The organism is Stenotrophomonas sp. PI_27, from assembly GCF_027854495.1.
GTDB lineage: Bacteria > Pseudomonadota > Gammaproteobacteria > Xanthomonadales > Xanthomonadaceae > Stenotrophomonas > Stenotrophomonas pavanii.
Genome location: NZ_JAJNOF010000002.1, coordinates 56006 through 82887 on the forward strand (window position 1 = coordinate 56006; position 26882 = coordinate 82887).

At 67.3% G+C, this 26882-nt stretch carries 25 protein-coding genes; 9 read left to right on the forward strand and 16 right to left on the reverse strand.

The window, feature by feature from the left end:
• Positions 1–172 precede the first annotated feature (172 nt).
• Positions 173–445 carry a hypothetical protein gene (locus LRM18_RS02490; protein ID WP_005409616.1) on the forward strand — a complete coding sequence of 91 codons (273 nt, stop codon included), beginning with the start codon at positions 173–175 and terminating at the stop codon, positions 443–445.
• Between the two features lie 110 nt (positions 446–555).
• Positions 556–1311 (forward strand): SapC family protein, encoded by a 756-nt coding sequence (locus tag LRM18_RS02495; protein WP_270950786.1) that lies wholly within the window; start codon positions 556–558, stop codon positions 1309–1311.
• Here the strand turns inward: LRM18_RS02495 and LRM18_RS02500 are convergent, their stop codons facing one another.
• From LRM18_RS02500 to LRM18_RS02550, 11 genes are all read right to left on the reverse strand, one after another.
• Positions 1312–3639, reverse strand: coding sequence for an ATP-binding protein (locus LRM18_RS02500; RefSeq protein WP_270950788.1), 2328 nt, complete (start codon positions 3637–3639; stop codon positions 1312–1314).
• Entirely contained in the window at positions 3636–4262 is a 627-nt protein-coding gene (locus tag LRM18_RS02505; RefSeq protein WP_053463237.1) for a response regulator transcription factor, read from the reverse strand. The genes LRM18_RS02500 and LRM18_RS02505 overlap by 4 nt, the downstream gene beginning before the upstream one ends.
• Before the next feature lie 182 nt (positions 4263–4444).
• On the reverse strand, positions 4445–4978 hold the full coding sequence (locus tag LRM18_RS02510; RefSeq protein ID WP_053463178.1) for a lipocalin family protein: 534 nt from the start codon (positions 4976–4978) through the stop codon (positions 4445–4447).
• An 8-nt stretch (positions 4979–4986) separates the two neighbouring features.
• Positions 4987–6060 (reverse strand): class I SAM-dependent methyltransferase, encoded by a 1074-nt coding sequence (locus tag LRM18_RS02515; protein WP_270950792.1) that lies wholly within the window; start codon positions 6058–6060, stop codon positions 4987–4989.
• Positions 6057–6842: a DUF1295 domain-containing protein gene (locus tag LRM18_RS02520; protein ID WP_270950794.1), complete on the reverse strand. Its 786-nt coding sequence runs from the start codon at positions 6840–6842 to the stop codon at positions 6057–6059. Before LRM18_RS02520 ends, LRM18_RS02515 begins: the two co-directional genes overlap by 4 nt.
• Complete coding sequence (locus LRM18_RS02525; RefSeq protein ID WP_270950796.1) at positions 6839–7384, reverse strand: DUF2878 domain-containing protein; 546 nt, start codon at positions 7382–7384, stop codon at positions 6839–6841. Before LRM18_RS02525 ends, LRM18_RS02520 begins: the two co-directional genes overlap by 4 nt.
• A 1-nt stretch (position 7385) precedes the next feature.
• A complete protein-coding gene (locus tag LRM18_RS02530; protein ID WP_270950798.1) occupies positions 7386–8645 on the reverse strand; it encodes a cyclopropane-fatty-acyl-phospholipid synthase family protein in 1260 nt (419 codons plus the stop codon).
• Positions 8642–9409 carry a DUF1365 domain-containing protein gene (locus tag LRM18_RS02535; RefSeq protein WP_270950800.1) on the reverse strand — a complete coding sequence of 256 codons (768 nt, stop codon included), beginning with the start codon at positions 9407–9409 and terminating at the stop codon, positions 8642–8644. Before LRM18_RS02535 ends, LRM18_RS02530 begins: the two co-directional genes overlap by 4 nt.
• Positions 9406–10683: an FAD-dependent oxidoreductase gene (locus LRM18_RS02540; RefSeq protein WP_270950802.1), complete on the reverse strand. Its 1278-nt coding sequence runs from the start codon at positions 10681–10683 to the stop codon at positions 9406–9408. The genes LRM18_RS02535 and LRM18_RS02540 overlap by 4 nt, the downstream gene beginning before the upstream one ends.
• A 1-nt stretch (position 10684) precedes the next feature.
• The gene (locus tag LRM18_RS02545; RefSeq protein WP_049467673.1) at positions 10685–11635 is read right to left on the reverse strand and encodes an acyl-CoA desaturase; all 951 of its coding nucleotides are present in this window, start codon (positions 11633–11635) and stop codon (positions 10685–10687) included.
• A gap of 81 nt (positions 11636–11716) precedes the next feature.
• Complete coding sequence (locus LRM18_RS02550; RefSeq protein WP_270950804.1) at positions 11717–12484, reverse strand: hypothetical protein; 768 nt, start codon at positions 12482–12484, stop codon at positions 11717–11719.
• Between the two features lie 134 nt (positions 12485–12618).
• Between LRM18_RS02550 and LRM18_RS02555 the strand changes: the two genes are divergently transcribed.
• Genes LRM18_RS02555 through LRM18_RS02565 form a run of 3 tightly spaced genes read left to right on the forward strand, consistent with a single transcriptional unit; the run spans position 12619 to position 14619 of the window.
• A complete protein-coding gene (locus tag LRM18_RS02555) occupies positions 12619–13242 on the forward strand; it encodes a sigma-70 family RNA polymerase sigma factor (protein WP_154330567.1) in 624 nt (207 codons plus the stop codon).
• Complete coding sequence (locus LRM18_RS02560; protein WP_049467670.1) at positions 13239–13913, forward strand: ChrR family anti-sigma-E factor; 675 nt, start codon at positions 13239–13241, stop codon at positions 13911–13913. Before LRM18_RS02555 ends, LRM18_RS02560 begins: the two co-directional genes overlap by 4 nt.
• Before the next feature lie 13 nt (positions 13914–13926).
• The gene (locus tag LRM18_RS02565; RefSeq protein WP_270950808.1) at positions 13927–14619 is read left to right on the forward strand and encodes an oxidoreductase; all 693 of its coding nucleotides are present in this window, start codon (positions 13927–13929) and stop codon (positions 14617–14619) included.
• A 2-nt stretch (positions 14620–14621) separates the two neighbouring features.
• Here the strand turns inward: LRM18_RS02565 and LRM18_RS02570 are convergent, their stop codons facing one another.
• From LRM18_RS02570 to LRM18_RS02580, 3 genes are read right to left on the reverse strand one after another with little or no spacing between them, the layout of a single operon-like run.
• Positions 14622–17021 carry a response regulator gene (locus tag LRM18_RS02570; protein WP_270950810.1) on the reverse strand — a complete coding sequence of 800 codons (2400 nt, stop codon included), beginning with the start codon at positions 17019–17021 and terminating at the stop codon, positions 14622–14624.
• Positions 17014–17481 carry a response regulator gene (locus tag LRM18_RS02575; RefSeq protein WP_049467664.1) on the reverse strand — a complete coding sequence of 156 codons (468 nt, stop codon included), beginning with the start codon at positions 17479–17481 and terminating at the stop codon, positions 17014–17016. Before LRM18_RS02575 ends, LRM18_RS02570 begins: the two co-directional genes overlap by 8 nt.
• Positions 17478–19715 (reverse strand): ATP-binding protein, encoded by a 2238-nt coding sequence (locus LRM18_RS02580; protein ID WP_270950813.1) that lies wholly within the window; start codon positions 19713–19715, stop codon positions 17478–17480. The genes LRM18_RS02575 and LRM18_RS02580 overlap by 4 nt, the downstream gene beginning before the upstream one ends.
• Positions 19716–19978: 263 nt before the next feature.
• On the opposite strand from LRM18_RS02580, the gene LRM18_RS02585 reads away from it, so the two are divergent.
• A complete protein-coding gene (locus LRM18_RS02585) occupies positions 19979–20272 on the forward strand; it encodes a hypothetical protein (RefSeq protein ID WP_014647137.1) in 294 nt (97 codons plus the stop codon).
• 16 nt (positions 20273–20288) lie between these two features.
• On the opposite strand, the gene LRM18_RS02590 is transcribed toward LRM18_RS02585, so the two are convergent.
• Both LRM18_RS02590 and LRM18_RS02595 read right to left on the reverse strand, forming a co-directional pair.
• Positions 20289–20774: a TspO/MBR family protein gene (locus tag LRM18_RS02590; RefSeq protein ID WP_154330571.1), complete on the reverse strand. Its 486-nt coding sequence runs from the start codon at positions 20772–20774 to the stop codon at positions 20289–20291.
• 71 nt (positions 20775–20845) lie between these two features.
• Entirely contained in the window at positions 20846–23041 is a 2196-nt protein-coding gene (locus LRM18_RS02595; RefSeq protein WP_270950818.1) for a hypothetical protein, read from the reverse strand.
• A 133-nt stretch (positions 23042–23174) separates the two neighbouring features.
• Here LRM18_RS02595 and LRM18_RS02600 point away from each other — a divergent pair, with 133 nt between their 5' ends.
• The 3 genes from LRM18_RS02600 to LRM18_RS02610 all read left to right on the forward strand — a co-directional run bounded on the left by LRM18_RS02600 (position 23175) and on the right by LRM18_RS02610 (position 26784).
• Positions 23175–23654 carry a GNAT family N-acetyltransferase gene (locus LRM18_RS02600; protein WP_270950820.1) on the forward strand — a complete coding sequence of 160 codons (480 nt, stop codon included), beginning with the start codon at positions 23175–23177 and terminating at the stop codon, positions 23652–23654.
• 215 nt (positions 23655–23869) lie between these two features.
• Positions 23870–25885 carry an alkyl sulfatase dimerization domain-containing protein gene (locus LRM18_RS02605; protein WP_270950822.1) on the forward strand — a complete coding sequence of 672 codons (2016 nt, stop codon included), beginning with the start codon at positions 23870–23872 and terminating at the stop codon, positions 25883–25885.
• Positions 25882–26784, forward strand: a complete 903-nt coding sequence (locus LRM18_RS02610; RefSeq protein WP_270950824.1) for a transporter — start codon at positions 25882–25884, stop codon at positions 26782–26784. The genes LRM18_RS02605 and LRM18_RS02610 overlap by 4 nt, the downstream gene beginning before the upstream one ends.
• Positions 26785–26882 lie beyond the last annotated feature (98 nt).

Here is a 26882-nt window from a genome sequence, read left to right on the forward strand (position 1 = left end):
CCGGTGACCGGGTCGCGAGCTCTGCAGTAGATCCATGCCATGCGTGGAGGCAGTGCTGGCGGCGCGATTTTTACACTGCATCGCAACAAAAGTGCAGAAAACGCTGGATTAAAGTGATGCCTCACGATAAATTGCGCACCCCCCGTTGCTCGCCGCCGCCCGCACCCCGCCCATGCGTGATGACAAAGACCCCGGAACCCTGGAGCTGACCCTGCCGCGCAAGCGCGGTCGTCCGCCCAAGTTCGGGTACGCGATGAGCGACGCGCAACGGGCCGCGCGCTACCGTGCGCGCAGGGCAGGGCAGGCGAACCACGCCGACGTCCGCTCCTGCAGCGACATGGTGCTGCTGGACAAGATCCGCGCCGCAGTGAGCGCGCGCGACACCGAGCTGGCCGGATTCCTGGTCCACGTGCTCTGGCAGCGCTATCCGTTGCAGCTGAAATAGTTTGCCGGCGGGGTGGCCGTTGTCATCGTGCTTGTTGATAATGCGGGATTCAGGTTGTTCCCGCTGGCGTGCCCGGGATGGCAGGCGCGCATGATCGAACGGTTCCCAAGATGACCACCACCAGCGACACCACCACCGAAGCGGCGCCGAGCGGCGCTCCCCTGTTCTATACCCGTCCGGTGCCGCTGCAGGCCGATGTGCACGCCGACTTGCGCATCCTGCCGGGCAAGCTCGAGTTCGCCGCCGGCAACAACGCCATTCCGCTGGTGCTGGGCGAGTTCTCGCTGGCGCTGCACCACTTCCCGATCCTGTTCGCCGGCCCGGGCGCGGTCCCGATGGCTGCGGTGGGCGTGTCCGACCAGAACCTGTTCATCAAGGACGGGCTGTGGGAAGAAGAGGCCTATATCCCGGCCTATCTGCGCCGCCACCCCTTCATCTTCATCGACACCGGCGCGGACAATGACTTCCTGCTGGGCATCGACGAGGAAAGCCCGCGCGTGGTCAAGGGCGGCGAAGAAGGCCAGCCGCTGTTCGTTGACGGCAAGGCCACCGAGATGGTGCAGCAGGCGCTGGAGTTCTGCGGCCAGTACACCCGCGAACACGAACAGACCCTGGCCTTCTCCAAGGCCCTGACCGACAACGGCCTGCTGGTCGAGCGCAACGCCACCGTGCGGACCCCGGATGGCCGCGAGTTCAACCTCAATGGTTTCCTGGTCGTGGACGTCGAGAAGTTCGTTGCGCTGCCGGAAGCGACCGTGGTCGAGTGGCACCGCAGCGGCTGGCTGGCGCTGATCCACCAGCACCTGATGTCGCTGGGTCGCTTCAATGACCTGACCCGTCGCCAGGTCGAGCGCCTGGCGGCCTGATCACGGCGCCTGCAGGGTTCCCGCACCGCGGGAACCCTGTCCGGGCTGCAACAGGTCCAGCAGACGACGTGCGCCGGCCCAGTCCGGCGCTGCGTCATGTGCCAGATCGACCAGCTGCGCAGCGAGGGGCGCCTGCGCGTGTCGGCCCAGCATCTGCAGCGTGCCCTGCAGGCGATGTGCGTGGTGGCCCAAGCAGGGTGCGTCGGCGCGGCCGATGGCCTGCGCGATCTTCTTCAGCTCTTCGCGGATATCCGCGTCATAGGCCGCATCCATTGCAGCCACCGGCGGCACTGCATCCAGCCCCTCCGGCGCCGCAATACCGAGCGCAGCCAGCAGCTGGGCAGCGCGCAGTGGCTTGGTCAGCACCGCGTCGAAGCCCGAGCGGCGGCAGCGTGCGCGGTGACGGCGGCCGGTGCGCGCCGACAGCGCGATCAGGCGCGGCGGTTGCCCACCCTGGCGGCGCAGTTCGCGCGCCAGCGCATGGCCATCGACGCCACGCAGGCCGATATCGATCAGTGCGGCAGCGCGGGGCTGGCGCATCTGTTCGGCCAGAGCACTGGCCGCATCCTCCAGCGCACATACGTCTGCGCCCCAGCGCTGCAGTTGCGTGGCAAGCACGTGGCGATTGAGCGCATGGTCCTCGACCAGCAGCAGCCGCACGCCGGCCAGCGGCGTACCGCCGACGGGCATGTCCTCGACGCCCTCACCGCTGCCCGCCGGACCGGTCGGCAGGCGTAGGATGAAGCGGCTGCCGCGCCCCAGCACGCTGTGCACGGTCAGGTCGCCTCCCATCGCACGGGCCAGCTCGCGCGCGATGGAGAGCCCCAGGCCCGTTCCGCCGCGCTGGTGGCCGCCGCTGCCCTGCTGGAATGGCTGGAACAGCGTGGCGACCTGGGCTGGCTCGATGCCGATGCCGCTGTCGATCACCTCCAGCAGCAGTTCCCGCGGCCGCGCGGCGGGCGTGAGCTGCAGGCGCAGCTCGATGCCGCCGACGTCACTGAATTTGACCGCGTTGGCCAGCAGGTTGCTGGCGATCTGGCGCACGGCATCGGCATCCAGCAGGATGAGGGTCGTCGCGGTGGACGGCGCATCCAGATGCAGCGTCAGGCCCTTGCGCTGCGCCTGCGGCCGGATCGACTCCAGCGCCTGCCGGCAGACCTGGGCAATATCACAGGGATGCGCATGTGGCTTGAACGCTCCGCTGGCCAGGCGCGAAAAATCGAGTGCGCGGTTCAGCAGGCCGCGCAGTGATTGGCTGGCATGGCTGGCAGCCGCAAGCAGATCGCGCTCGCCTTTGCGCAGGGGCGATTGTCCCAGCAGCTCGATCGAGGTCAGCACGGCCTGCGCCGAATTGCGCATCTCGTGGCTGATGACCCCGATGGCCTGCGCGCTGCGGCGGTCGCCGCTTGCCTGCCGTTGCCGGAACATGCGCCACAGCAACGGCAGGGCGATCAGCATGGGCGCCAGCAACAGCCAGCCGCGCGGGGGCGCTGACCACATCCAGTCCAGGGCGTTCCCGGCCGCCGCAGGCAGCGTCTGTCCGGCCCAGAGATGGAGCAGTCCGGCATGCTCCTCCAGCGTGATCTGCCGCAATGCCTGGTCGATGCGCTGGAGAAGCTGCTGGTCTTCCTGGCGGACGAGCAGGTACAGGTCGGTGGAAAATCCGCTGTCGAATGGCTGCAGGCGCAGGCGTCCGTTGAAGTGGCGACGGACCAGCGGGCGCAGTGTCGACTCGATGCCGATCGCCATGTCCGCCAGCCCGGATTCGACGGCCGCCAGCGCTGCGTGCCGGTCAGGCATCTGCTTCAGCCGGATCTGCGGATGATGCGCGCTCAGCCAACCGGCGTAAGGCCCGCCTTCAACGACAGCGATGACCTGCCCGTCGAGCTCGCCCATCTGCCGCGGCAGCCACTCGCCAGCGCGTCCGGCCACCAACGTGGCGCCGCCGCGGAAACGGCCGGAGGCGGTGAGGCCGGGGCAGGCCAGCGACAGGTGTCGCGCGCCGTCGAACACCATGACCAGGTCGGCGTCGTGGTGGCACACGGCGAGGATCGAGGCGGCGGTCGTCGGATAGGGATGCTCCAGGAAGTGGAGCTGGGCGTGCCGGGCGACGAGGTTGGCGTAGCCATGGGCGAGCGTGGGCGGCGCCGTCGCATCGATCAGCGTCGACGGCACCGGTCGCAGCGAGGGAGCGGTGGCCACCCGCACGCTGCTGCCCGGCAGCCAGCGCGGCGAGCGGATGTCTTCGGCCGACGCCGCGGGCAGAAGCAGCAGCGCCAGCAGGCCGATCGACAGCAGGCGCCGGCGCAACGGTGCCGGGCGGGTCACGGCGATTCCATCCGTTCGCGCAGCGCATAGATTTCCACATCGCTGCGCAATCCCAGCTTGCGCAGTACGGCGACCTTCTGGGTACTGACGGTCTTGATGCTGCGGTGCCGGCGCAGCGCGATCTCGGACACGGTCAGGCCCTGCAGCAGCAGGCCCAGCACCTCGCGCTCGTTGCGGCTGAGCTCGCCGCGATCGCCGGCCAGCCGGACGTCCGGCGGCACCCGCAGCAACCCCTGCGACACGCGTACAATGGCATCCGACAGGGCGGCAAGCGGTTCGGCCTTGCTGACGAATCCGTGGAGCCCGGCATCGATCAGGCTGTTGAGGTTGGTGGTGGGCGAGAGCGTAGCGAACGCCAGCAGCGACGTGCGCGGGAAGTCCCGGCACAGCAGCGATACCAGCTCGATGCTGCACAGATCGCCGCGGGCCAGCGTGAGGTCGATGACCGCCACGTCCACCGGCGTGCAGCGCAGGCTGTGGATCAGGTCGCTGCTGCAGCCATGGCTGGCGACGATGTCGAAGCGCAGGTCACCAGAGAGGTGCAGGGCGGTACCGCGGCGGACGACTTCATGGTCGTCCAGAAGCGCCAGCCTGAGCCGACGCGGTGCAGGAAATCCATTCATGCGCGGGAGGTGGTCGGCGCCCGTAGGCGTGGCCGCCATTCTGGCGCCGCTGTCGCGTCGAACATCGAATTCGTTGCGTTTTTACGACTATTCCTAAAGATCGATGGCTCTGATCCATCGATCCTTGTTCATTCATGAGCGCTACCTATCGTCAGGGCGGCGCAACACGCGTGAAACGCGACCTAGCGCACCGACTGCGGCACGCGCCGCAGCTTCCCGGTGTCGTAACCCATGGCCGCAATACGCTGCACTGCCTGCTGGTAGTCGCGCTCTGACACCTGTGGTGTCCGTGCCATGAACCAGACATAGTCACGCTTGCTGCGCGCGACGATGGTCTGGCCATAGTCATCGTCCAGCCAGGCGATCACATACTCGGCCTGGATCGGCCAGATGAACTGCATGCCCCAGACCGCGCCGTTGCCCTCCTTCTCGACCCGTCCGATGGGGTGCATCGACTTCTGCGGGGCATCGAAACTGCCCTTGCGATAGGTGAACGTGGTCTGGATGCGTCCATCCGGTTTCAGCGCATAGCTTTCCACGGCGTCGAAGGCCTCGCGCTCGGGCCATGATGGAATGTGGGCAATGACATACCAGTCGCCCATGAAGCGCGGCACCTCCACCGAGGGCGGGCGGGGCAGGGGTCGGGTCTCGCTGGAACTGCAGCCGGAACCGAACAGGCTCAATGCCAACAGGGGAAGCAGCGAACGGATGTGCATGTCACACCTCAGCGGGGACGGAATAGGTAATGGGCAACCAGCCATTGCTGGCCGTCGTCGTAGCCGAACAGCTCGGCACAGGCCATCCAGAACATGCGCCAGCGCTGCCACCAGATCTTCGCGGCGGCCTGGCCGTAGGTCGCGACCAGCACCGGCATCACCGCCTCGCGGGATGCATCCTGGTTGGCCAGCCAATGGTCGGCCGTGCGCTGGTAGTGGGTGCCGTCCAGCAACCAGCGCTGGTCAAGCCTCAGGTCGCGCTGGAAATGCAGCAGCGTGTCGGCCGCCGGCATCAGGCCCCCGGTGAAGAAATGGCGGCCCATCCAGTTGTCGCCGCCCTCGGTCTCGAACGGGTACATCAGCGTGCGGTGGGCGAAGATGTGCACGAACAGGGCGCCGTCGGGCTTCAGCCACTGGCCAATGCGCGCCAGCAGGCGCTCGTAGTTGCGCACATGCTCGAACATTTCCACCGAGACGCAGCGGTCGAAGCGTGCGGCGGGCAGTTCAAGCTGGTTGACGTCGCGGGTGATCACCTCGACGTTGCGCAGTCCCCTGGCCTGGCACTGCGCCATGATGTGCTGGCGCTGGCTGTGCGAGTTGGAGACGGCGGTGATTGCTGCGTTGGGATAGCGCTCGGCCATCCACAGGGTCAGCGAACCCCAGCCACAGCCCAGTTCGAGGATCTGCTGGCCATCGGCCAGCTCGGCGCGCTGGCCGTACAGCGCAAGCATGGCCTCTTCGGCCTGGTCCAGCGTCTCGCGCCCGGTGGGGTAGTAGCAGCTGCTGTACTTCAGGCGCCTGCCCAGGCAGGCCTGGAAGAACGCCGCCGGAACTTCGTAGTGCTGGCGGTTGGCTGCCTCGGTATGCAGCGCCAGCGGGCTGTCGGCCAGCTCGGCGATGCGCTGGCTGAAGCGCGCGGACTGGGCCTCGATGCCGCCCGCCAATTCCTCATGCAGGCGCTGCGCGCACAGGCGACGGATGCCGGCACGCAGCGCCGCATCGGGAACCAGTCCGCGTTCGGCCCAGGCGATCAGCCCGGTTTCCGCATCGTCGGCCGGGTTCAGTGACGGGATCGCGTTCATGCGGAATGCTCCTTGGAAGAATGGGGAAACCAGGGAAAGAACATCGGGGTGCTGCGCTGGTAGGCGCGATAGTCGTCGCCACGGCTGCGAAGGGCCTGCTTTTCAGTGAACGGAACACCGCTGAGGTAGCGCAGGAACACGTACATCAGCAGCGGGCCGGTCCACGCCAGCCACCACAGCGGTGAGCCGACGGCGAGCAGCACGTAGCTGAACCAGTGCAGCCACTCAAAGAAGTAGTTGGGGTGCCGCGAATAGCGCCACAGTCCCTCACGGCAGGTGCGGCCCTTGTTTGCCGGGTCCGCGCGGAAGCGGGCAAGCTGGCGGTCGGCCAGGGCCTCGCCGCCGACGCTCAGCAGCCACACCAGGCCTGCGCCCACGATCCACCCGGTCACGCCGGCCTGCGGGTTGGATGCCACGGCGACGAAGGGCAGGGCGAACAGCAGCACCAGCAGCGCCTGCGCCATGAAGAAGCCGAGGATCTTGCCCTGATGGCCCTGCCAGTGTTCGCGCAGGTAGCGGTAGCGGCCGTCTTCCGGTTCGCTGCGCACCCGGTGCCAGAGGTGCAAGGCCAGCCGGCTGCCCCACAGGCCACCGAGCACGCCCAGCGCAACCCGCGGCACCAGCGCGCCTTCGCCGAGCAGCGCCAGCAGCACGGCCGACACCGCCACGCCCTTGGCCCAGAGTACGTCGACCACGCCGATGTTCTGCCGGCGGCGCTGCCAGGCCCAGCCCCAGCTCATCATCAGCACGGAGTACAGCAGGACCCACAACAGATGACTCATGACGGTGCTCCGGCCAGCGGGGGTGAGGGGCTGCGTGAACCGCGACGGGCGCACTGGCACAGCAGCGACAGCGCAATGCTCCAGCCTGCGCCCAGCACCAGCAGGCCCTGCCAGGCCGGTGCCGTGAACTGCACCGCATCGAACCCGCGCGCCGCGGACAGATAGGCCAGCGGTGCCAGCAGCAGGCCGAACAGGGCCGGCAGGACCGGGTGGCGCTGCAGGAAGCGCATCGAGGTGGTCAGCGTCATGGCAAAGGCAGCCCACAGCGCCAGGATCCAAGGTGGCGGCGCCCAGCCGAGCGGCGCGGCGGCATAGCGCACGGTGCCGCTGGCGGCGGCGCTGGCATCCACCAGCCAGGCGCAGGCCAGCGCGAGCACCATCAGCCGCAGGTCCAGCCGCGGATGCGGCGAGGTCAGCAGCTGGCTGCCGATGTAGAGCGACGCCGCCAGCAGCGCCGGCCACTGCCAGCCGCGTCCTGCTCCCGCCACGGCACACAGCCAGACCAGCTGGTTGCCAAGCAGATTGGCCCAGAACCGGCGCATGTCAGCCGGCCCGGCCCGCTGAGAGGGCTGGCCGATGCGAAGGGCGAGCGAGCAGCAGGTGCGAGACGCCGATCGAACGCTCGAGGAACCCGCCTTCGCAGTAAGCCAGGTAGAACTCCCACATCCGGCAGAAGCGGGGGTCGAAGCCCTGCGCCTGCACGCTCGGCAGCTGCGCCAGGAAACGCTGCCTCCAGGCCCGCAGCGTCAGTGCGTAGGAGTGCCCGAAGTCCTGCTGCGCGATCAGCTGCAGGTCGCTGGCACGGGTCTTGGCCGCCAGGATCGCATTGATCGACGGAATGAAGCTGCCGGGGAACACATAGCGCTTGATGTAGTCGACGCTGCGCCGGGCCTGCTCGTAGCGATGGTCCTCGATGGTGATGGCCTGCAGCAGGGCCACGCCGTCCGGCTTCAGCAGCCGCTGCAGCGTGGCCATGTAGGTGTCCAGGTACTCCGCGCCGATGGCTTCGATCATCTCGATCGAGACCAGCTTGTCGTACTGGCCCTGCAGGTCGCGGTAGTCCTGCATCAACAGCGTGACGCGGTCCTGCAGGCCGGCGGCGCGCACGCGCTCGGCGGCCAGTGCATGCTGTTCGGCAGAAATCGTGGTGGTGGTGACATGGCAGCCGTAGTGCTGCGCCGCATGCACGGCAAAGCCTCCCCAGCCGGTGCCGATCTCGACCACGCGGTCGCCGGGCTTCAGCGCCAGCTGTTGGCAGATGCGGTCCAGCTTGCGCCGCGACGCCACCTCCAGCGGTTCGTCTTCATCGTCGAACAGGGCCGAGGAATACATCAGGTCCGGCGACAGGAACAGCGCGAAGAAATCGTTGCCGAGGTCGTAATGCGCGGCGATGTTGCGGCGGCTGCCTTCCCGGCTGTTGCGGCGCAGGCGGTTCCAGCCGCGCAGCAGCCAGCCTCCCACGCGTGCCGGCCCGTGTTCCATGCCGTCGAGCAGATCGCGGTTGCGCACCAGCAGGCGGATCAATGCCACCAGATCGTCGCAGTGCCACTCACCCTGGATGTAGCTTTCACCTGCGCCGACGCTGCCCTGCGCGGCGACCTTACGGTAGAACGCCGGGTCATCGATGGTGACCGTGACCTGCAGTTCGCCGCGCGCATCGCCCAGCCAGACTTCGCCGAGCGCGTCGCGCACGCACAGGCGACCATCGCGCAGCGGCGCAAGCTGGGCCAGCAGGCGGCGTCGCAGGAATGCATCCAGCGCGCCGGGGCGCGGCAGCGCGACCGAAGGAGTGATCGAATTCATCGCGGTTTCTCGGCAAGGGTGGGGTGGTCGTGCACGGGATTGCGCTTCAGCCACAGGCGCAGTGCGTGCCAGTGGATGGCGGCCACCACCTGGGTGGTCATCAGTGGATAGCAGGCCAGGACACGGGCCAGCCCGCGACCGTCGATGGCGTGCCGCTGCATGGTCTGCGTAGCGTCGAACTGGCGCACGCCGTCGCGCCAGACCTGCATGTGCACGCGCAGGTCCGCATCGGGACGGTTGAACCGCCAGTCGTAGTGGCAGTCCATGGGCATGAACGGTGACACGTGGAAGCGCTTGTCGAACTGCCAGCGCAGGGAGCTGCCGTCGTCCGTGGCGGTGGCTGCCGGCAGCACATAGGCGTGCCGTTCCTTCCAGGGCGTATTGGTGATTTCGGCAACGATGCAGTCCAGCGTGCTGCCATCGGCCTGGTAGCAGTAGTAGAAGCTGACCGGGTTGAACACGTGGCCGGCAAAGCGCAGATGGGTAAGCAGGCGTACCGGGCCGGCGGGCCGGTAGCCCAGGGTCACCGCGGCATGGTCGCGCACCGCATCGGCCAGCGGCTGTGCGGGATCGCCGAAGTAGTCGCTGCGCCGGAACTCGGCCAGGTTGCGGCGGTTGACCGACCACAACCAGCGCCCGGCGAACACCGTATCGAGTTCATCCAGATCGAGCAGCAGCTGCGCGATCGGGTAACGGAACGCATGCGGGTGCGGGTGATGCCGGCGGTGCATCACCTGTCCGAAGTAGAGGGCGCTGGCGCTCATGCGGCGACCTCGTCCGCGGCCGACGCCTGCCGGTGCGGTGTGCAGGCCCGCAGCGCGTCCACCACCCGGCGGGCGCTGCGGATGCCGTCCTCGTGGAAGCCCCAGCCCCAGTAGGCGCCTGCGAACCAGGTATGGCGGCGACCCTGCACCTCCGCCCAGCGCTGTTGCGCGCGGACTGCGGCGTGGTCGTGGACCGGGTGCGCGTAGTGGAGGGTGCGCAGCACCCTGGCCGGATCGATTGCCTCGGTACGGTTGAGCGTCACCACCAGTGGCGTGTCGCCGGGCAGGCCCTGCAGCAGGTTCATGCAGTAGCTGACCGTGCAGGGTGAGGTGGGGTCCTCCGGCACGTGCGCGTTCCACGCCGCCCATGCCTTGCGGTTGCGCGGCAGCAGCGATGCATCGGTATGCAGCACGGCTTCGTTGGATTGGTAGCGGATCGCGCCCAGCACCTCGCGCTCGCCGGCGTCAGCATCGGCCAGCAGGGCCAGCGCCTGGTCGCTGTGGCAGGCCAGGATCACCTCGTCGAACGCTTCCACCCCGGCCGCGCTGTGCACGCGCGCGCCCCAGGGCATGCGTTCGACCGCCGTGACCGGGCACTGCAGCCGCTCATGCACCCGCCAGCGTCGGCGCAGCGCATCCACATAGCGTGCGGAGCCGCCCTTGACCACGCGCCAGCTCGGGCGCCCGGTCATCTGCAGCATCTGGTGGTTGGCCATGAACTGGGCCAGGTAGCGGGCCGGGAAGTCCCGCACGGTGGCCGCAGGCGAGGACCACAGTGCCGAGGCCATCGGCAGCAGGTGCTCTTCGACGAAGGCCTCGCCATAACGCTGGCGGTGCAGGTACTCGCCGAGCGTCGGGCCTTCAGGTTCGGCCAGCAGCAAGGGCGCGTCCCGATAGAACCGGCGCAGATCGGCCAGCATGCCCCAGAAGCGCGGCGAGACCAGATTGCGGCGCTGGCAGAACAGGCCGTCCAGCGACGTCGCGTTGTATTCCACGCCGCTGCGCTCGCTGTGCATGGAGAAGCTCATCGTGGTCGGCTGCGAGGCCACGCCCAGATCTTCAAACAGCGCCGTCAACAACGGATAGTGCTGCGGATTGAAGACGATGAAGCCGGTGTCCACCGCCATGGGAGTGCCATCCACCTGCACGTCGTGGGTGTGGGTGTGCCCGCCCAGGTAGTCGTTCGCCTCGAACAGGGTAACGTCGTGCTGGCCATCCAGCCACCAGGCGCTGGCCAGGCCGGCGATGCCCGAACCGATGACGGCGATGCGCATGTCAATACCTCGCCTTGGCCAGCACCCAGTCGGGGATCGGCTTGAGTCCTTTGACCAGGCCCAGCGCCGCCATCGCACGCAGGCCGTACCAGGTCAGGTCGATTTCCCACCAGCGGAAGCCCTGGCGGACCGTGCCTGGGAAGAAGTGATGGTTGTTGTGCCAGCCCTCGCCGAAGGTCAGCAGCGCCAGCCAGAGGTTGTTGCGGCTGTCGTCGCGGGTTTCGAAACGGCGGCGGCCGAAGCGGTGCGCCAGCGAGTTGATGGTGACGGTGGCGTGGAAGAGCACCACGGTGGAAATGAAGAAGCCCCACACCAACAACTGCGGGCCGGAGGTGTGCAGGCCCGGGGCCCAACGTTCCAGTCCCGCGCCCAGCGCGTACAGCGCTGCAGCCAGTACGACCGGCACGGCGGTGTCGAAGCGGTCCAGCCAGCGCAGCTCCGGGTAGCGCGCCAGGTCGGGTACCCGCGACAGGTCGGTGGCAAAGGCCTCGCGCGTCAGGAACCAGCCCATGTGGCTGCGCCAGAAGCCGCCCTCGCGCGGCGAATGCGGATCAAGCGGCTGATCGGCGTGCCGATGGTGATGGCGATGATGGGCGGCCCACCACAGCGGCCCGCGCTGCACGCTGGAAGCACCGATCACCGCGAACACGAACTGCACCGGCCGCGATGCCTGGAACGTGCGGTGCGAGAAGTAGCGGTGATAGAACGCGGTGATGGCGAACATGCGCACCGCGTAGAGAGCGGCTGCGACGATCACCGCGGTCCAGGAAATACCCACCCAGATCACCGCGATGCACGCCAGGTGCATCAGTGCGAACGGTACCGCGCGCACCCAGTCGATCCGCCCGGGGCGTTCATCCGTGACCTCCGCGGCGTTGCCGGTATCGATCCAGCGCTGCAGGGTGCGCAGCAGGCGCCAGCGTCGACGGGGAAGGGGCGCTACAGAGGCCATGGCGGATCTCGGCGGGTTTCGTGTCTTCCTCTACGCGGCAGAAGGCACACTGGATGCGGAGCACAGCAGGAAATTTCGATTTCACCTGGCCGTAACGGTGCAGCGATCTGTCAGCGGCTGCGCCCAGGCCTGCTGCCAGTCGCTGGCGGGGCGACCCGCCGCTGCGGCGATGAAGCGCACCGTTACCTGTGGGTAGGCGCCGCGTTGATCGCGCAGGTTGCTGGTGCCACGGAACTCGAGCAGGCGCTGGTCGGCGCTGGCATACACCAGCGCAAGGCGTGGCGCGATGCCGCCGTACCAGGTGTCCAGGCTGACCTCGATCGACTGCGCATCGATCCCCTGCCAGCGCTGCGGGCCGGTGCGCCTTACCTGTACCGGGAAGTAGCGCTGCCGGGCTGGGACCAGGAAGGGCAGGGTCACACGCTCGCCCCGCATGAGCGCCTGCCAATGCAGGCGCACGGCCGCGTCGAACCCTGCGTCGATGACCGCGCCGGTCGGCAGGTCGAGCTCGCGCCGCACTGGCGGGCTGCCGGCATCCTCCTTCCACGCGATCGAGACCCTGCCGCTGGCGGCCTCGACTTCGGCCTTCTGGCCGCTGCGCCGGTCCTCCAGGGTGTAACCGCGCGCCTGTGGGTTCGCGCTGGCCGGCAGGTGCTTGCGGGCGAAGGGCCGCCCGTCCGCGCACTGGTACAGCACCCAGCGCTCGGCCCCCTCGGCCGCATCGCGTCGCCAGTGCACCTCGCGGTAGAGCAGGTCGCCGCGCGCCGACGTTGCTACCCCCTCGCTTCGCAGCCAGGGCGCGGCCAGCGCGACATGGGGCAGGCACAGCAGCAGCCAGGCGGTACGCATCGCGTTCATCCGGAAAAGGAGGGCTGAGGTCATACGGCGGGGATGGGCGGTTGGATGCGCCTGCAGCGGCTGCATCCAATCACGGCCCCCGCGCGTACAGAGGACAGACCTTCACCCGCCCGCCGCGAACGCCGATGTACCCTGACGCCGCCAGCCACCCCCTCAACTTCGATACCGCACGCATCGTGTCCAGTTCCCAGCAGCCGAGCAGCGAGCCGACGAACTGGGCCGGTGACATGGACGGCGTGGCGCGTCTTCGCGACCGCGACTGTTTCATGCGCATCTATGATTACTTCATGCCGCGGCTGTGCGTGTATCTGCGTGGCCTGGGCGTGCCTGACGCGGTAGCCGAGGAGCTGGCGCAGGAAAGCCTGTTGCGCCTGTGGCTGCGGGCGGCCGATTTCGATCCGGCGCAGGGCGCGCTGAGCACATGGCTGTATCGCATCGCCCGTAACCTGCACATTGACCGCATCCGCCGCGAGCGCAGCTGGATGCAGGTGCAGGCAGCCGTGGAGGACGCAGCAACCCTGGATGTGGTCGAACGCAGCAGCGCCGAACAGTTTGCCGACCAGGCCCGGCTGCGCCAGCGCATCAACGAACTGCCCGCCGTGCAGGCGCGCCTGGTGCGCATGTCCTATTTCGAGGCCAAGAGCCACAGCGAGATCGCCGAGGCGATCGGCATGCCCTTGGGCACGGTCAAGTCGCATCTGCGACGCGCGTTCCTGCAGCTGCAGGCCAAGGTGGGAGGTGCGCTGTGAACCCGCACCACCACCTGCACGAATCGACGTTGATGAGCTATGCCGCAGGCGCGCTGCCCGCGCCACTGAGCGTGGTCGCGGGTGCGCATCTGGAGCAATGCCCGCACTGCCGCCAGCGCCTGCGCGAGGCCGAGGCGATCGGCTCGGTGCTGCTCGAGCAGACCCAGCCGCCCGCGCCTGATCCGCGCCGCGAACAGCTGCGCGAGGCCATGCTGATGCGACTGGCCACGGAAACGCCGATCACCCTGGCGGCAGCTGCTCGCCCGGCGCCGAGCGAGCGGCCCGAGGCCGATCCGGACCACCTGCCTGCCTCGCTGCACCCCTATTTCGGTGCGTCGCTCAGTGGGCTGCGCTGGCGCTGGATGGCGCCGGGCGTGCATTGCATCCGTGCCGAGCAGATGCCTTCGCTGATCATGCTGAAGATCGCCCCGGGCAAATGCCTGCCGATGCACAGCCACGGGCGCAGCGAGCTGACCCAGATCCTGCGTGGCTCCTACAACGACGCGCTGGGACTGTTCGCCCCCGGCGACGTGGCGGACCTGGATGAAGACGTGGAGCATCAGCCGGTGACCGCGCCGGGGGTGCCGTGCATCTGCGTGTCGGCGCTGGATGCACCGCTGGTGTTCAGCGGGTGGCTGGCGCGCAAGATCCAGCGGTTCGTGAAACTCTAGCGCGGCCCTGGCCATGGCTCAGGCACGGACATTGCGGATTCTCCTGACCGGCGCTGCAGGCCTGGTGGGGCAGGGCGTTGCCCTGGCCTGCCAGCGCTCGCCGCAGGTTGCCGGCCTGACCGCGCTGGTGCGGCGCCCGGGCAGCCTGCGCGGGCCCGGCAGCGAACGGGTCGTCCCGGATTTCCTGCACATCGACGCGCAGCGTGATGAACTGGCCGGGTACGACGCATGCTTCTACTGTGCCGGTGCGCCACCGGTCGGCACTGCCGAGGCCGAGTACCGGCGCGTGACCCTGGACACCACACTGGCAGTGGCCCGCGCCTGGGCTGCGGTGAATCCGCAGGGGTGCTTCCTGTATGTTTCCGGCGCAGGCGCGGACCCGCAGAGCCGGCTGATGCCGCTGCGGGTCAAGGGCGAGACCGAGGTGGCGTTGCAGGCGCTGCCGCTGCGCGCGGTGATGCTGCGTCCGGGTGGGGTCAGGCCGGTGCCGGGGACCGGTACCCGGCACGCCATGCTGAAACCCCTGTACTGGGGCGGCGCACCGTTGATGAAACTGGCCGGTGCGCTCGCGCCCTCGCTGATGACCAGCAACCTGGCGCTGGGCATGGCCATGATCGCCCTGGCCGGAAGAGAAAACCCGCCGGCCACGATCGAGTGCGCGGATATCAACCGGATCGCGGCGGGCGTGCGCGATCCGTCGGCCTGACCTCAGCGCGGCGCAGCCTCCAGCGCGGTGCGCACTGCCAGCGCCAGGTCACTGCGGGTGAACGGCTTCGGCAGCAGGGCGGCTGCACGCCCCTGCGCGCCAACCGCATCGTGGTCGCGTGGATAGCCTGACGTGAACAGGACCGCGATTGCCGGCCAGCGCTCACGCACTTCACGCACCAGCTCCCAGCCGGACATGCCCGGCATCACCACGTCCGAGAACAGCAGGTCGACCCTGGTGTCCGGCCGTTCCAGCAGCCGCAACGCCGAGGGGCCGTCGTGCGCTTCCAGCACGCGGTACCCCAGCAGGCGCAGCGCATCGACCGTATGCGCACGGACATCGTCGTTGTCCTCGGCCACCAGCACGGTTTCCTCGCGTGGCGAGTAGCCGGCCAGGCCCGTCTGCGGGACGCGAGCCTCGCTAGGCAGCGCCAGCGGCGAGCGCGGGAACATCATGGTGATGCTGGTGCCGCCGCCTTCCACTGAATCGATCAGCACGTGGCCGCCGGACTGCTTGACGAAGCCGTGCACCATCGACAGGCCGAGCCCGGTGCCGCGGCCGACCTGCTTGGTGGTGAAGAACGGCTCGAACACGCGCGCCAGGGTGGCCGCGTCCATGCCGTGGCCGTTGTCGCGCACCCGCAGCATCACGTACTCGCCGGGGGACGCATCCGGGAACAATGCGGCGTAGTCGTGGTCGAGGTGGCTGTTGTCGACTTCGATCACCAGGCGGCCGCCGTGAGGCATCGCGTCGCGCGCATTGACCGCCAGGTTCAGCACCGAGGCTTCCAGTTGGCTGATGTCGATCTCCACGCACCAGATGTCCTCGGCGGTGCGGATGTCCAGTTGCACCAGTTCGCCCAGTGCCCGCTGCAGCATGTCCTGCATGTCCAGCAGGCACTCGTTGAGGTTGGCTGCCTGGCTGCGCAGCGGCTGGCGCCGGGCAAAGGCGAGCAGGCGCTGGGTGAGGCTGGCGGCACGGCCAACCCCCTTCAGGGCATTGTCCAGGGCGCGGCTGGCCATCGCGCCGGGCTCGCCGGCCCGTTCGCTGAGCAGCATGGCGTGCTCGATGTTGCCGGAGATCACCGTCAGGATGTTGTTGAAATCATGTGCGATGCCGCCGGTGAGCTGGCCGACCGCCTCGATCTTCTGCGACTGGCGAAGCGCATGCTCGGCCTGCCGCCGCGCAGTGGTTTCCACCGCCTCCGATACCACGGCGGTGGCCACGCCGTCGGCGTCCAGCAGCGGGCGCAGCGAGACATCGAAGCTGCGCCGGCCGGTGGGCAGCTCCAGCTCGAGGGAATGCAGCGAGCTGCGACCCTGTGCCGCCGCGGCGACGGCCTGGTCAACCACCGCGCCGACGCCGTCGGTGTTGGCGAACCACAGGGATTCGCCGAAACGCTGGCCGACAATGTCCTTCTTGTCGGCCAGCACGGCGGCCAATGAGGCGTCATTGGCATCGACCACGCGCCCGGACAGATCCAGCAGCACCTGATGCTGGAAGCTGGATTCGAAGATCGCCTGCAGCCGCCGCTTGCTGGCCCGCAGTTCGGCGGTGCGCGCCTGCACCTGCTGCTCCAGGGCCTGGTTGTCCTCACGCAGGGCCAGTTCGGCCTGCTTCAACACCGATACGTCGCTGCCCATGCAGATGTAGCCGACCACGCTGCCATCGGCGGCATGCTCCGGCACGCAGTCCATCTGCACGAATCGTGACTCGCCGCTGCGATGCACGAGCTCGACCTGGAAGCTGGCGCGCTCGCCCTGCAGCACGCGTTCCAGGCTGGGGAGGGCATGTTCGAAGGCGCTGATGCCGCTGACATCGCGGGCAAGGCGGCCCAGCAGTTCGGCCTGGCTCACGCCATGCCAATCCAGGAACGCCTTGTTCGCGAAGCGGTAGCGGTGGTCCTTGTCGAGCCGGGCGATCAGCGCCGGAACGGCGTCGGTCACCTGCTGCAGCTGCGCCTGGCTTTCATTCAGCGCAGCCTGCGCCTGCACCAGCTGGTTGCGCTCGTGGGCTTCCTGCCGCGCGCGACGGATGGCATCCGGCAAGCGCTGCAGGCGCTGCTTCACCACATAGTCGCGTGCGCCGCGGGTCAAGGCCTGCACGGCGAGCTCTTCGGTCAGTGTGCCGGAGACGAAGATGAAAGGCGTGTGCGGGATGCGCTCGCGCGCCAGCGCGAGGGCGGCATCTCCATCGAATCCGGGCAGCACGTGGTCGGCCAGGATGATGTCGAAGGGGCGATTGTCGATCGCCTCGATGAACGCATTGCGGGTCCACAGCCGCTCGGCCTCGAAGTCGAGGCCTGCACGCTGCAGCTGTGCGCTGATCAGCTCCGCGTCAAGCGCGCTGTCCTCCAGCATGAGGATGCGCAGGCGCTCGCTGCGGCGCGATCCATCACGCATGGTGCTGCCCCGAACCGTTGGGCCGGTGCGGCGGTGGCTGGTTGGTGATGCCCCAGAACATGCCCAGCCCTTGGATGGCATCGAAGAATTCCTTGAAATCGACCGGCTTGACCACGAATGCATTGACGCCCAGTTCGTAGCTCCGCACCAGATCCTGCTCCTCGCGCGAGGAGGTCAGCATCACGATCGGGGTGCTGCTCAGCTGCGCGTCGCCACGGACCTGCTCGAGCACCTCCAGGCCGTTGACCTTGGGCAGCTTCAGGTCCAGCAGCACCACGACCGGGCCGCCGTGCATGGCGCCGGCGAACTTGCCTTCGCAGCGCAGGTAGTCCAGCGCCTCGGCGCCATCGCGCACGTGGACGACGTCGTTCAGCAGCTGGCAGCGTGACAACGCGGCCATCGTCAGCTCGGCGTCTTTGGGGCTGTCCTCGACCAGGAGGATCGGCCGCAGGTCCCTCATGGGTGATCTCCTGTGGAACGGGGTAGGGTGAAATGGATCGTGGCGCCCTTGCCGGGCTCGCCCTCGGCCCAGGTGCGGCCGCCGTGGCGGCCGATGATGCGGCGCACATTGGCCAGGCCGATGCCGGTGCCTTCGAATTCCTCGACGTGATGCAGGCGCTGGAATACGCCGAACAGCTTGTCCACGTAGCGCATGTCGAAGCCGCAGCCATTGTCGCGCACGAAGAAATGGTCTTCGTCGTCGTTGCGCTCGTGGCCGATCTCGATGACCGCCTGCTCGCGCTCGCGGGTGAACTTGATCGCGTTGCCCAGCAGGTTCTGCCAGACCAGGCGCAGCATGGTCGGATCGGCCTCGACTTCCGGCAGCGGCGCCAGCGTCCACTGCACGTCGCGGCCGGCATAGTCCAAGGCGAAGGACCTGCGCACGTCCTCGGCCAGCGCAGCCATGTCCAGTCGCACCCGGCCCACCGTCGAGCGGCCCATCTGCGAGAAGCTCAGCAGGTCGTCCACCAACGTGCCGGCCGATTTCGCCGATTCCACGATGGTGTCGAGGAAGCGGCGTTCGGTGTCGTTGAGGCGCTCGCCCGCAGAGCTGCCCAGCAGCTCCGAGTAGCCGACGATGTGGCGGAAGGGAGCGCGCAGGTCGTGGCTGACCGAATAGGAGAACGCTTCCAGTTCCTTGTTGCTGCGCACCAGCTGTTCGTTCAGCTCCGCCATTTCCTCGGCCTTGCGCAGCACGATGTCGACAATGGCGGTGCGCATTTCGTGCGCGGCATCGCAGTCGGCGTCACTCCACGGCAGGCTGCGCTGCTGCACGGTCTCCTTCCACGCCTCGAACGAGTTGCGCGGCGACAGGGCCACGCCGGGTGCCTCGGTCTTGCGCGGGTCGCCTCCCCAGCGCACGGTGCGCACGACCTCCGGCCGGAACCACATCAGGTAGCTGTGATGGAGCTGCGAGATCGACACCGCCAGCAGGCCGCTGGCCACGTCGGTCAGGCGCGCGGCAGGCGACCAGTCGGCGGCCAGATGATCGGTGCAGTACATCTCCTGCCCGGCGTGCTGGTTGGCCAGCCAGTCGGCCAGGGCCAGCACCTCGCTGGTGGGCGGGCACTGCCCCACGCGCATGCAGTCCCCCTTGTGCACGATGGCCGCGCCGGCCGCGCCGGTCAGGGACAGCAGGCTGGCCTCATCGTGGCGCAGCGCAGCCATGAACTCTTCGTCCCCGGCCATCCGTGCCAGCAGCTTGACCAGCACCGAGCGACGGGCCACGCGTTCCTCGATCGCGCGCGCGCGCTCCTTCAGCGCGATCTGCAGCGACAGGATCTGGCCCATGAACTCACAGGCCGTACGCACGTGGTACGGCAGGCGGCGCGGCTGCACCGTGTGGCAGGACACCAGGCCCCACAGCCGCCCTTCGTGCACCAGCGACACCGACATTGATGCCCCGGTGCCCATGTTGCGCATGTACTGCAGGTGCACCGGCGAGACGCTGCGCAGCACGGCCAGGCTCAGGTCGGTGGGAGGCGCGTCGCGATGCGCTTCCGCGCGCAGCAGCGGCGCAGGGGTGTAATCGTTGTCTGCAATCAGCCGCACCCGGTTGCGGCGGTACAGCTCACGCGCCTGGGCGGGGATGTCCGATTCGGGGAAGCGCAGGTCCAGATAGGAGGGCAGCAGGCCGTTGCCATCCTCGGCCACCACCGTGCCATTCCAGCCTGCATCGAACTGGTAGACCAGGGTGCGGTCGAAGCCGGTGAGGCGTCGCACATGCGCGGCGGCCAGCCTGCACAGGTCTTCCACCGTCGCGGCGGCCTCGATGCCGGACATCAGCTCGCGGATCGCCGGGTACAGCTCTTCCAGCGAACCGGGCTGGCCCGGAACCGGCGCTTCCAGTTCAACCAGAAGGTCGGTCGCAGACCGGTGCACAAGCAGCTGGTGGCGGCCATGGCCATCCAGATGCACCGCGCCCACGTGCGCGCTGCTGCCAACCGTGGCCTGCTGCAACACCGCCTGGAACGGTGCCAGCACGCCACCCAGCACCTCGGCGACGTGGTGCATCAACGGCTCGCCGAACTGCCGCAGCAGGCCGGGGTGGCTGATGGCGCGCTCACGCACCTGCAGCGAGTGCGGTTCCACCACCAGAAGCACACCGTACGGCTGGATCGCGCCGGGGGTATGGATCGGTTCGCGCGCGCAACGCGACAGGGCAGCGTCGTGCGTGGGCTCAGCAGAAGGCATCAAGGGCGGGACTCATGATTCGTGAAGGGCAGGAACGACCCAGCGGTGTATCCGGTAACCATGGATGGTGAAGCAAAAGAGCGTATCCGCCTACCTCCCTGTGCATGTGGCGCGTCCTCCATCTGAATCTGAATCCTTCATACAAGCAGCGATGCACGTGCGGCAGGCGTCTCTGCCGGTTTCGCGGCCAGTGCATCTGCGCTGCACGCCAGCTCGACAGCGGCTGCCCTAGGGTGGCTCGACTTCCGTCGGATACCACGCCCGTGAACCTGCAGACCCTGCCTTCTACGCCGTACCGCATGCTGGCTGACAGCTGCCAGTTCGAACTGCTGGATGTGGATGCACTGCAGGACCCCGCCAGTGGCCGGTTGCTGCACCTGTATTCGCTGGTGGCCCGCTGCCTGTCCTGCGAGACGGTGTTCAAGGCCGAAGAAGGACAAGGCCTGGTCAGCCATTCGTCGGCGCGCGTGGTGCGTTGCCCCACCGGCTGCGGGCAGCAGGCGTTCAAGCCGGCGCTGCTGAGGAACTGGCGCCCCCAGGTCGTGGCCCAGGCGTAAGCGATGCGACGCGCTGTCACAGCAGCCCGGGGTTGGCACGCCAGACTGCGAAGTTGAGCGCCGAGGCGAACGCAATCCAGGCCAGGTAGGGCAGCAGCAGTACGGCTGCCATTGGGCGGGCGCGCACGAACGCGAGCATGGTCGCGCACACCAGCGCCACCAGCACCAGGATGTCGACGAAGGCCAGGGCGCCCAGCTTCCAGCCGAAGAACAGCCAGCTCCACAGTGCATTGATGGCCAGCTGCACCAGATAGAGCCACAGCGCAGGCCGCGCGCCGCGCCAGCCGCGCTCCCGCCAAACCAGCCACGCCGCAATCGCCATCATGGCGTACAGCAGGGTCCATACCGGGCCAAACAGACGGGCAGGCGGCGCCCATGCCGGCAGGACGAGCGTGGCATAGAAGCTGGCGGCGGACGTCGAGGCCCACGCGCCCAGTGCGGCGGCGGCGAAGGTGATCGCCCCCCATCCCAGAAGGCCATAGGCCTGTGTGCGCTTGTTCATTGCGTGCAACTCGTCGATTGGGGCGTTGGTGTATACGCACCGGGGCCGCCAATGGATGCAGGCGATTGCCTTCAGTCCGAAGAGCCGACGGCGCCCGTGCCCTGGCCCGCGGGCAGCAGGGAAGGCTGCTGGTCAAACCATTCGCGTGCCTTGGCCAGATGCCATTGGCGCCGGTCACCGTCCAGCTCGATCCCTGCGCCCAGCAGCCCCCAGCGCAGGTAGAGATCGCCGCGCTTGCGCTGGTCCAGCAGATCCAGCCGCGCGCGCACCGAAAGGCGATCGTTCTCGGCCTGCAGCCCGTCGATGACCAGATGGCCCGGACGCCAGCGCAGCGTTGCCTTGGCCTGCACCTGGCCGGAATCCAGCAGGGACAAGGTCCAGCGCGGGTAATCGGTGCGCTCTGCGAACAGCGCCAGCAACGGTCGTGCATCGCTGAGATCCAGGTCCGTGGTCGCATCCACCTGGAACGGCGACTGCGCATCGATGCGCCCACGCTTGAAGTCCACGCGGCCTTTCCATGCCGTCGAGCCCTGCGTGCCCGCCACCTGCACGTTGCGCAGCTCGACCGTGGTGCCGGACAGATCGAAATGACGCTGGCTGAAGTCACCGCGGCGCAGGGTTGCGTTGACGTCGATATCGCCACCCATGTCCAGCCCTGCCACCTTTGCACTGGCGTTGCGCCCCAACAGCCGGGCCGTGCCATGGCCGACACGCCCGTCGGTATCGAGGGTCGCGTCACCGCTGACGGTGCCGGTGCCACGGAGCAGTCGCACCTGGGGCGAACCCAGGTAGCGGTTGTAGGCGGTCAGATCCGGGATGGTGGCCTGGCTGAAACGCAGCTGCGCGCGGACGCCTTTGCGTAGTTCCTGCAGGCGGCCGTCGCCGGTCAGGTCGAGGGCCAGATCCCGGCCGTCGAACAGGCGCACGTCCTTGGCATCGGTTGGTCGCGCAGTGAAGCGGGGCAAGCGGACGGCCAGCCGCGCCTGGCTGGGCGTGCCGGCCTTCAGTTCGCCGTGCGCACTGGCCGTGCCCGCCAGGCGCACACCCGCCACCTCGGCCACGGCTTCGGCCGCAGGAATGTCCACGGTGCTGCCTTCGGTCAGTTCGCCGTTGCGAAGACGCAGGTCCGCCTTCAGCGTGCCGCCACCGTCCAGTTGCAGCCACGGCTTGCGCACGAACAGGGCAGGGATCCAGTTGAGCGAGGTGAACGCCCATTCGCCGCGCACGGTACCGGAGCTGCGCTCCAGCAGCTGGGCAGGTGCCTGGAACGGGATGTCGCGGCCGCGGATATGCAGGTCGGCATCTACTTCGCTGCCCGAGCCGGGGCGCGGGGGCAGGCGCGCCTGCAGGCGCAGGTCGTTGGCTACGTTGAGCTGCAGGGCCAACAGGCCGCGATCCGGGGCGCCATCGCCCAGATAGAGGGGCACCTGCCAGAGTGCATGGTCGCCGGGCTGCAACTGCCCATCGATCAGATGGAGTGCGGCCTGCAGCCTTCCGGGCACTGGTGCGCTGGAGATCTTCGGCGTTGTGGCATGGGTGTCCATGCGCAGGCCCTGGCTGCGGGCATCCACCTCGAGCTGGGCATGCAGCAGCTTCAACTTGGCCAGGCCCGGCGCCTGGTCCCGATAGTGGCGCGGGTAACTGAAACGCGCGGTCAGATTCATGGCGCCCAACAGCTGCACGCCGTCGAAACTGGTGTCGGCATCGCTGAATGTCACCTCGGATTCGAACAGTTCCGACGGACCGCCGCGCAACTGCTTGAGGAAGCCCACCGTGCCCTGGCCCTGGCCGATGATCAGCAGCTTGCCGAAGCGTGCGCTGCGAATGCTGTCGCTGTGGATGGCATCGAAGCGCAGGGTCCAGCCGCGGTCGCTGCGCGGCGGTGGCGGGATGGCGTCTTCCACGCGGCTGATCTCGGCCGAGACCCCGGTTGCCTGCAGCCGGGGCACCCGCACTTCGCGCCGGAACAGGGGCAGCACCGCCAGACGAGCGCTGGCGCGGTCGGCATGCAGCACGTAGACCGTGCGGTTCACATGGCCGCGCATGTGCACGTTCCAGGCGATCACGTGGCCTGGCAGCACGGTAATGGCCGGGCCGGTGGTCATCACGAACTTGTGCGGCTTGCGGTTGGTGACCTGGTCGAACAGCGGTGTGTTGAGGAAGATGTTGCCGGCCAGCAGGTACAGCAGGTAGATGCCCAGCAGAACGTAGGCAGGGACCCTCCACCGTCGAAGCCGGTGCGGGATGTGCGCGGAAACAGGGGGCATCTACTGCTCTGAAGGCCGGGATATCTGCAACTATTGCGGAGCCGATGGCGGTGGCGCGTGAAGCAGTTACGGGGCAGGGGCTGGATTCTGGTAGTGTCCGGCCTGGTCATGGCCACAGATCTGCAGGAGTCGCATGGATATCCGGCCCGCCCGTGCAGGCGATTTCGACGTGATGTGGGGCATGTTCAAGCACGCCATTGCGACGCAGGATGCGCTGCCTTTTGCTGGCACGTTTGAGGTCGAGACCTTTCGCGCGCATTGGTTCCAGGCCCAGACGCCCTATGTGGCCGTGCTGGAGGGCCGGGTTGTGGGCATGTACAAGATGGGTCCGAATTTCCCTGACCTTGGGGCGCATGTGGCCAGCGCTACGTATGTGGTCGACGGTGCGGCACGGGGGCGAGGCGTGGGTCGGGCACTGGTGGAGCACAGCCTGGAGCGGGCGAGGGCGGAAGGGTTCCTGGCCATGCAGTTCAATTACGTGGTCAGCACCAACGGCCCGGCGGTGGCGCTGTACCGGAAGCTGGGGTTTGCGGTGGTTGGGACGCTGCCAGAGGCCTTCCGGCACCGGGAATCGGGACTGGTGGATGTCTTTGTGATGCACCGGTTCCTGTAATGCGCACAGGACGGCGTCACTGAAGAGTGCGGTTGGCGTGGCCAACGTCGCCCGTTGAGGTTCAATGATCCGTCGCTGACGCCGGCATCACGTCAGGTGCCTCAATAATTCGGCCCTGCGCGACACGCGCTGGCAGCGCCAGCGACTTTCGAAGGGGGTGACTGCCTTCATCGAACGCTCATCACTCGGCCAGCATCAATCGAAGGAACGCAAAGATGAACAACGGTGCGCGCATGCCTCGTGGACATGTCCTGGGCATCCTGGTGGCTCTCACGCTGCTCGACTCCGGCACTGCACTGGGTTCCAGTACTGCTGCTTCGCAGCGCACCCCGCCAGCGAGCGCGAGCAGGACTACCGAGGACCTCAACCGTCGCGTTCTCTCCGAACTCGATTTCAGTGATCGTGCAGACTTCGACTCGGCCAATCGCGGATTGATCGCTCCGTTTGACGGGATCATCCGTGGCGACAAGGGCCAAGTCGTATGGGACATGCACTCCTACGCTTTCCTGCGTGAAGAAACAGCGCCGGCCACAGTGAACCCCAGCCTGTGGCGGCAGGAGCGCCTGAACCGCATTGCGGGACTCTTCAAGGTGACAGATCATGTCTACCAGGTGCGCGGGCTGGACCTGTCGAACATGACCATTATTGAGACGCCCAACGGGCTGGTCATCATCGACCCCCTCGTCTCAACGGAAACGGCCAAGGCTGCGCTGGATCTCTATCGAGCCCATGTAGGGCAGCTGCCCGTAAAGGCGGTGATCTACTCGCACTCCCATGTTGATCACTACGGTGGCGTAAAGGGCATCGTCGACGAGCGTGACGTCCAGCGGGGAAGCGTTCGGATCTATGCGCCGGCAGGCTTCATGGAGCACGCAGTTTCCGAAAACGTCTATGCGGGCAATGCCATGACTCGCCGCGCACAGTACATGTACGGCGCGTTGCTGCCCAAGGGCGTTCAAGGCCAGGTAGGTGCGGGACTGGGCAAAACGACGTCGCGCGGGACTGTAAGTCTGATCGCGCCGACCGATACCATCGGCTCCGGCGGGCAAGCGGTGGAAAGCGTGACCATTGATGGCCTGCAGCTCGAGTTCCAGCTGACGCCAGGTACGGAGGCGCCAGCGGAGATGAATGTCTACGTGCCGCAGTATCGCGCCCTTGGCATCGCAGAAAACGCAACGAGAACGCAGCACAACGTGCTGACCATTCGTGGCGCCCAGGTCCGGGACCCAAAGGTCTGGTCGGAGTATCTGGACCAGACCATCAGCCGCTATGCGGGACGTTCGGACGTGGTATTCGCGCAGCACCATTGGCCCACATGGGGTGGGGCGGAGATCACTACCTTCCTGTCCGACCAGCGGGACATGTACCGGTACATCCACGACCAGACATTGCGGCTGGCCAACCGTGGCATGACGCCACTGGAGATTGCCGACACCCTGAAAGAACTGCCCGAGCCGCTGCGGAAACGTTGGTACAGTCGCGGATACTACGGCACGCTGTCTCACAATGTGAGAGCGGTCTACCAGCGTTATCTCGGCTACTACGACGGCAATCCCGCCAATCTCAATCCGCTGCCACCTTCGGATGTCGCGCAGCGTTACGTTGATTTCATGGGCGGCGAATCGGCAGTCTTGGAGAAGGCACGGCGTTCTTTTGAACAGGGCGACTATCGCTGGGTCGCTGAAGTAGCCAAACACGTTGTGTTCGCCAATCCGGATTCGCGCGAAGGACGCGCACTCCTGGCAGATGCGTTGGAGCAGATGGGATACCAGAGCGAGGCGGGCACATGGCGCAACGCCATGTTGATGGGAGCACTTGACCTGCGCGATGGCGTACCGAAGGGCGGTGCCACCACCGCATCACCTGACGTGCTGAAGGCAATGACCGTCGGCATGCTTTTCGACTATCTCGCGATACGCCTGGACGGACCTGCGGCGGCAGGGGCAGGGAACGCGACCATTGCCTGGATCATTCCAGATTCCAAGGACCGCTACTTGATGACGCTGCGGTCGGGCGCGCTCTCCTATCGGCCGCTCGCTAACCAGGACCAGGCAGACGCGACCGTAGAGCTTCCCCGGAGCACACTCAACCAGCTTGTCATGGGGGCACAGCCGGCGCACGAGCTGCTCGCCGGGCCGGCCGTGAAGCTGCATGGCAAGCGATCCGCAGTCGAGAACCTGTTTGCGAACGTAGAAACGTTCGACGTCATGTTCAACATCGTAACCCCATGAGCACCTGCCTCCGTCCCCTGGCCGCGCTCGCTGTTGCGCTTGCCGCAGTCGGGGCGCAGCCCGACGCGCGCGCCGATGGGGCGCGCGATTGGGAGAACGTTCCCATAGATACCAACCTGCTGTTCGTCTACTACACGTATGCGCGCAACGAAATCGCTTTCGACCCGTCGCTTCCGGTCGATGGCGCCCAGATTGAATCCCAACTGGGAATCATTCGCTATGCGCGCACCTTTGCTCTGGGCGACCGCATCGCGGGCATCCAGGTCTTGGCGCCCTATGGCAAGGTAACCGGCAGTATCGGGGGCACACCGCTGCGCACATCTGCCTCCGGCATGGGCGATGCCACGGGGATCTTCCTGGTCAACGTGTTCGGGGCGCCTGCACTCACTCCGCAGGAATTCCGGGCTTGGGACGCGGGCGCCTACCTGACCGCGTCCGTCGCCGTTACCGCGCCCACGGGCAGCTATGACCGGGATTCCATCCTGAATCTGGGGAAAAACCGCTGGTCCTACAAGCCTCAGTTGGCGTATGGGCTGCCTATGGGTGAGGGGACACTGCTGGCCATCAACGGCAACGTTCAATTCTATGGTGATGCGGAAAAGCCCGGAGAGGCTGCGTTGGAGCAGAGGCCGCTCTACGGGTTGGATCTGCATCTAAGCAGGGATGTGGGCGAACGGGTCTGGCTGTCGGTAGATGCCAATTACGCACACGGCGGCAGGACCGGCTCCGGCGGCGCATGGAAAGACAACGGCCAGCGGACCTTGAAGATGGGCGTGAGTGGCAATTACGCGTTTTCGCCTCGAGTCGGTTTGAGCGTATCGGCCAATCGCACCGCTCTCAGGCGGGATGTCACACCGGCAGCGACGACTGTGTCGGTCAACTGCAGCTTCGTGTTCTGAGGCTGCACCGGACTCATCCTGCAGATACGGGGCGCAGGATCGTCGGTATTAACGTGACGCATCACGACCATCAGGCGGCGATGGTCCCGGGGGCTCCC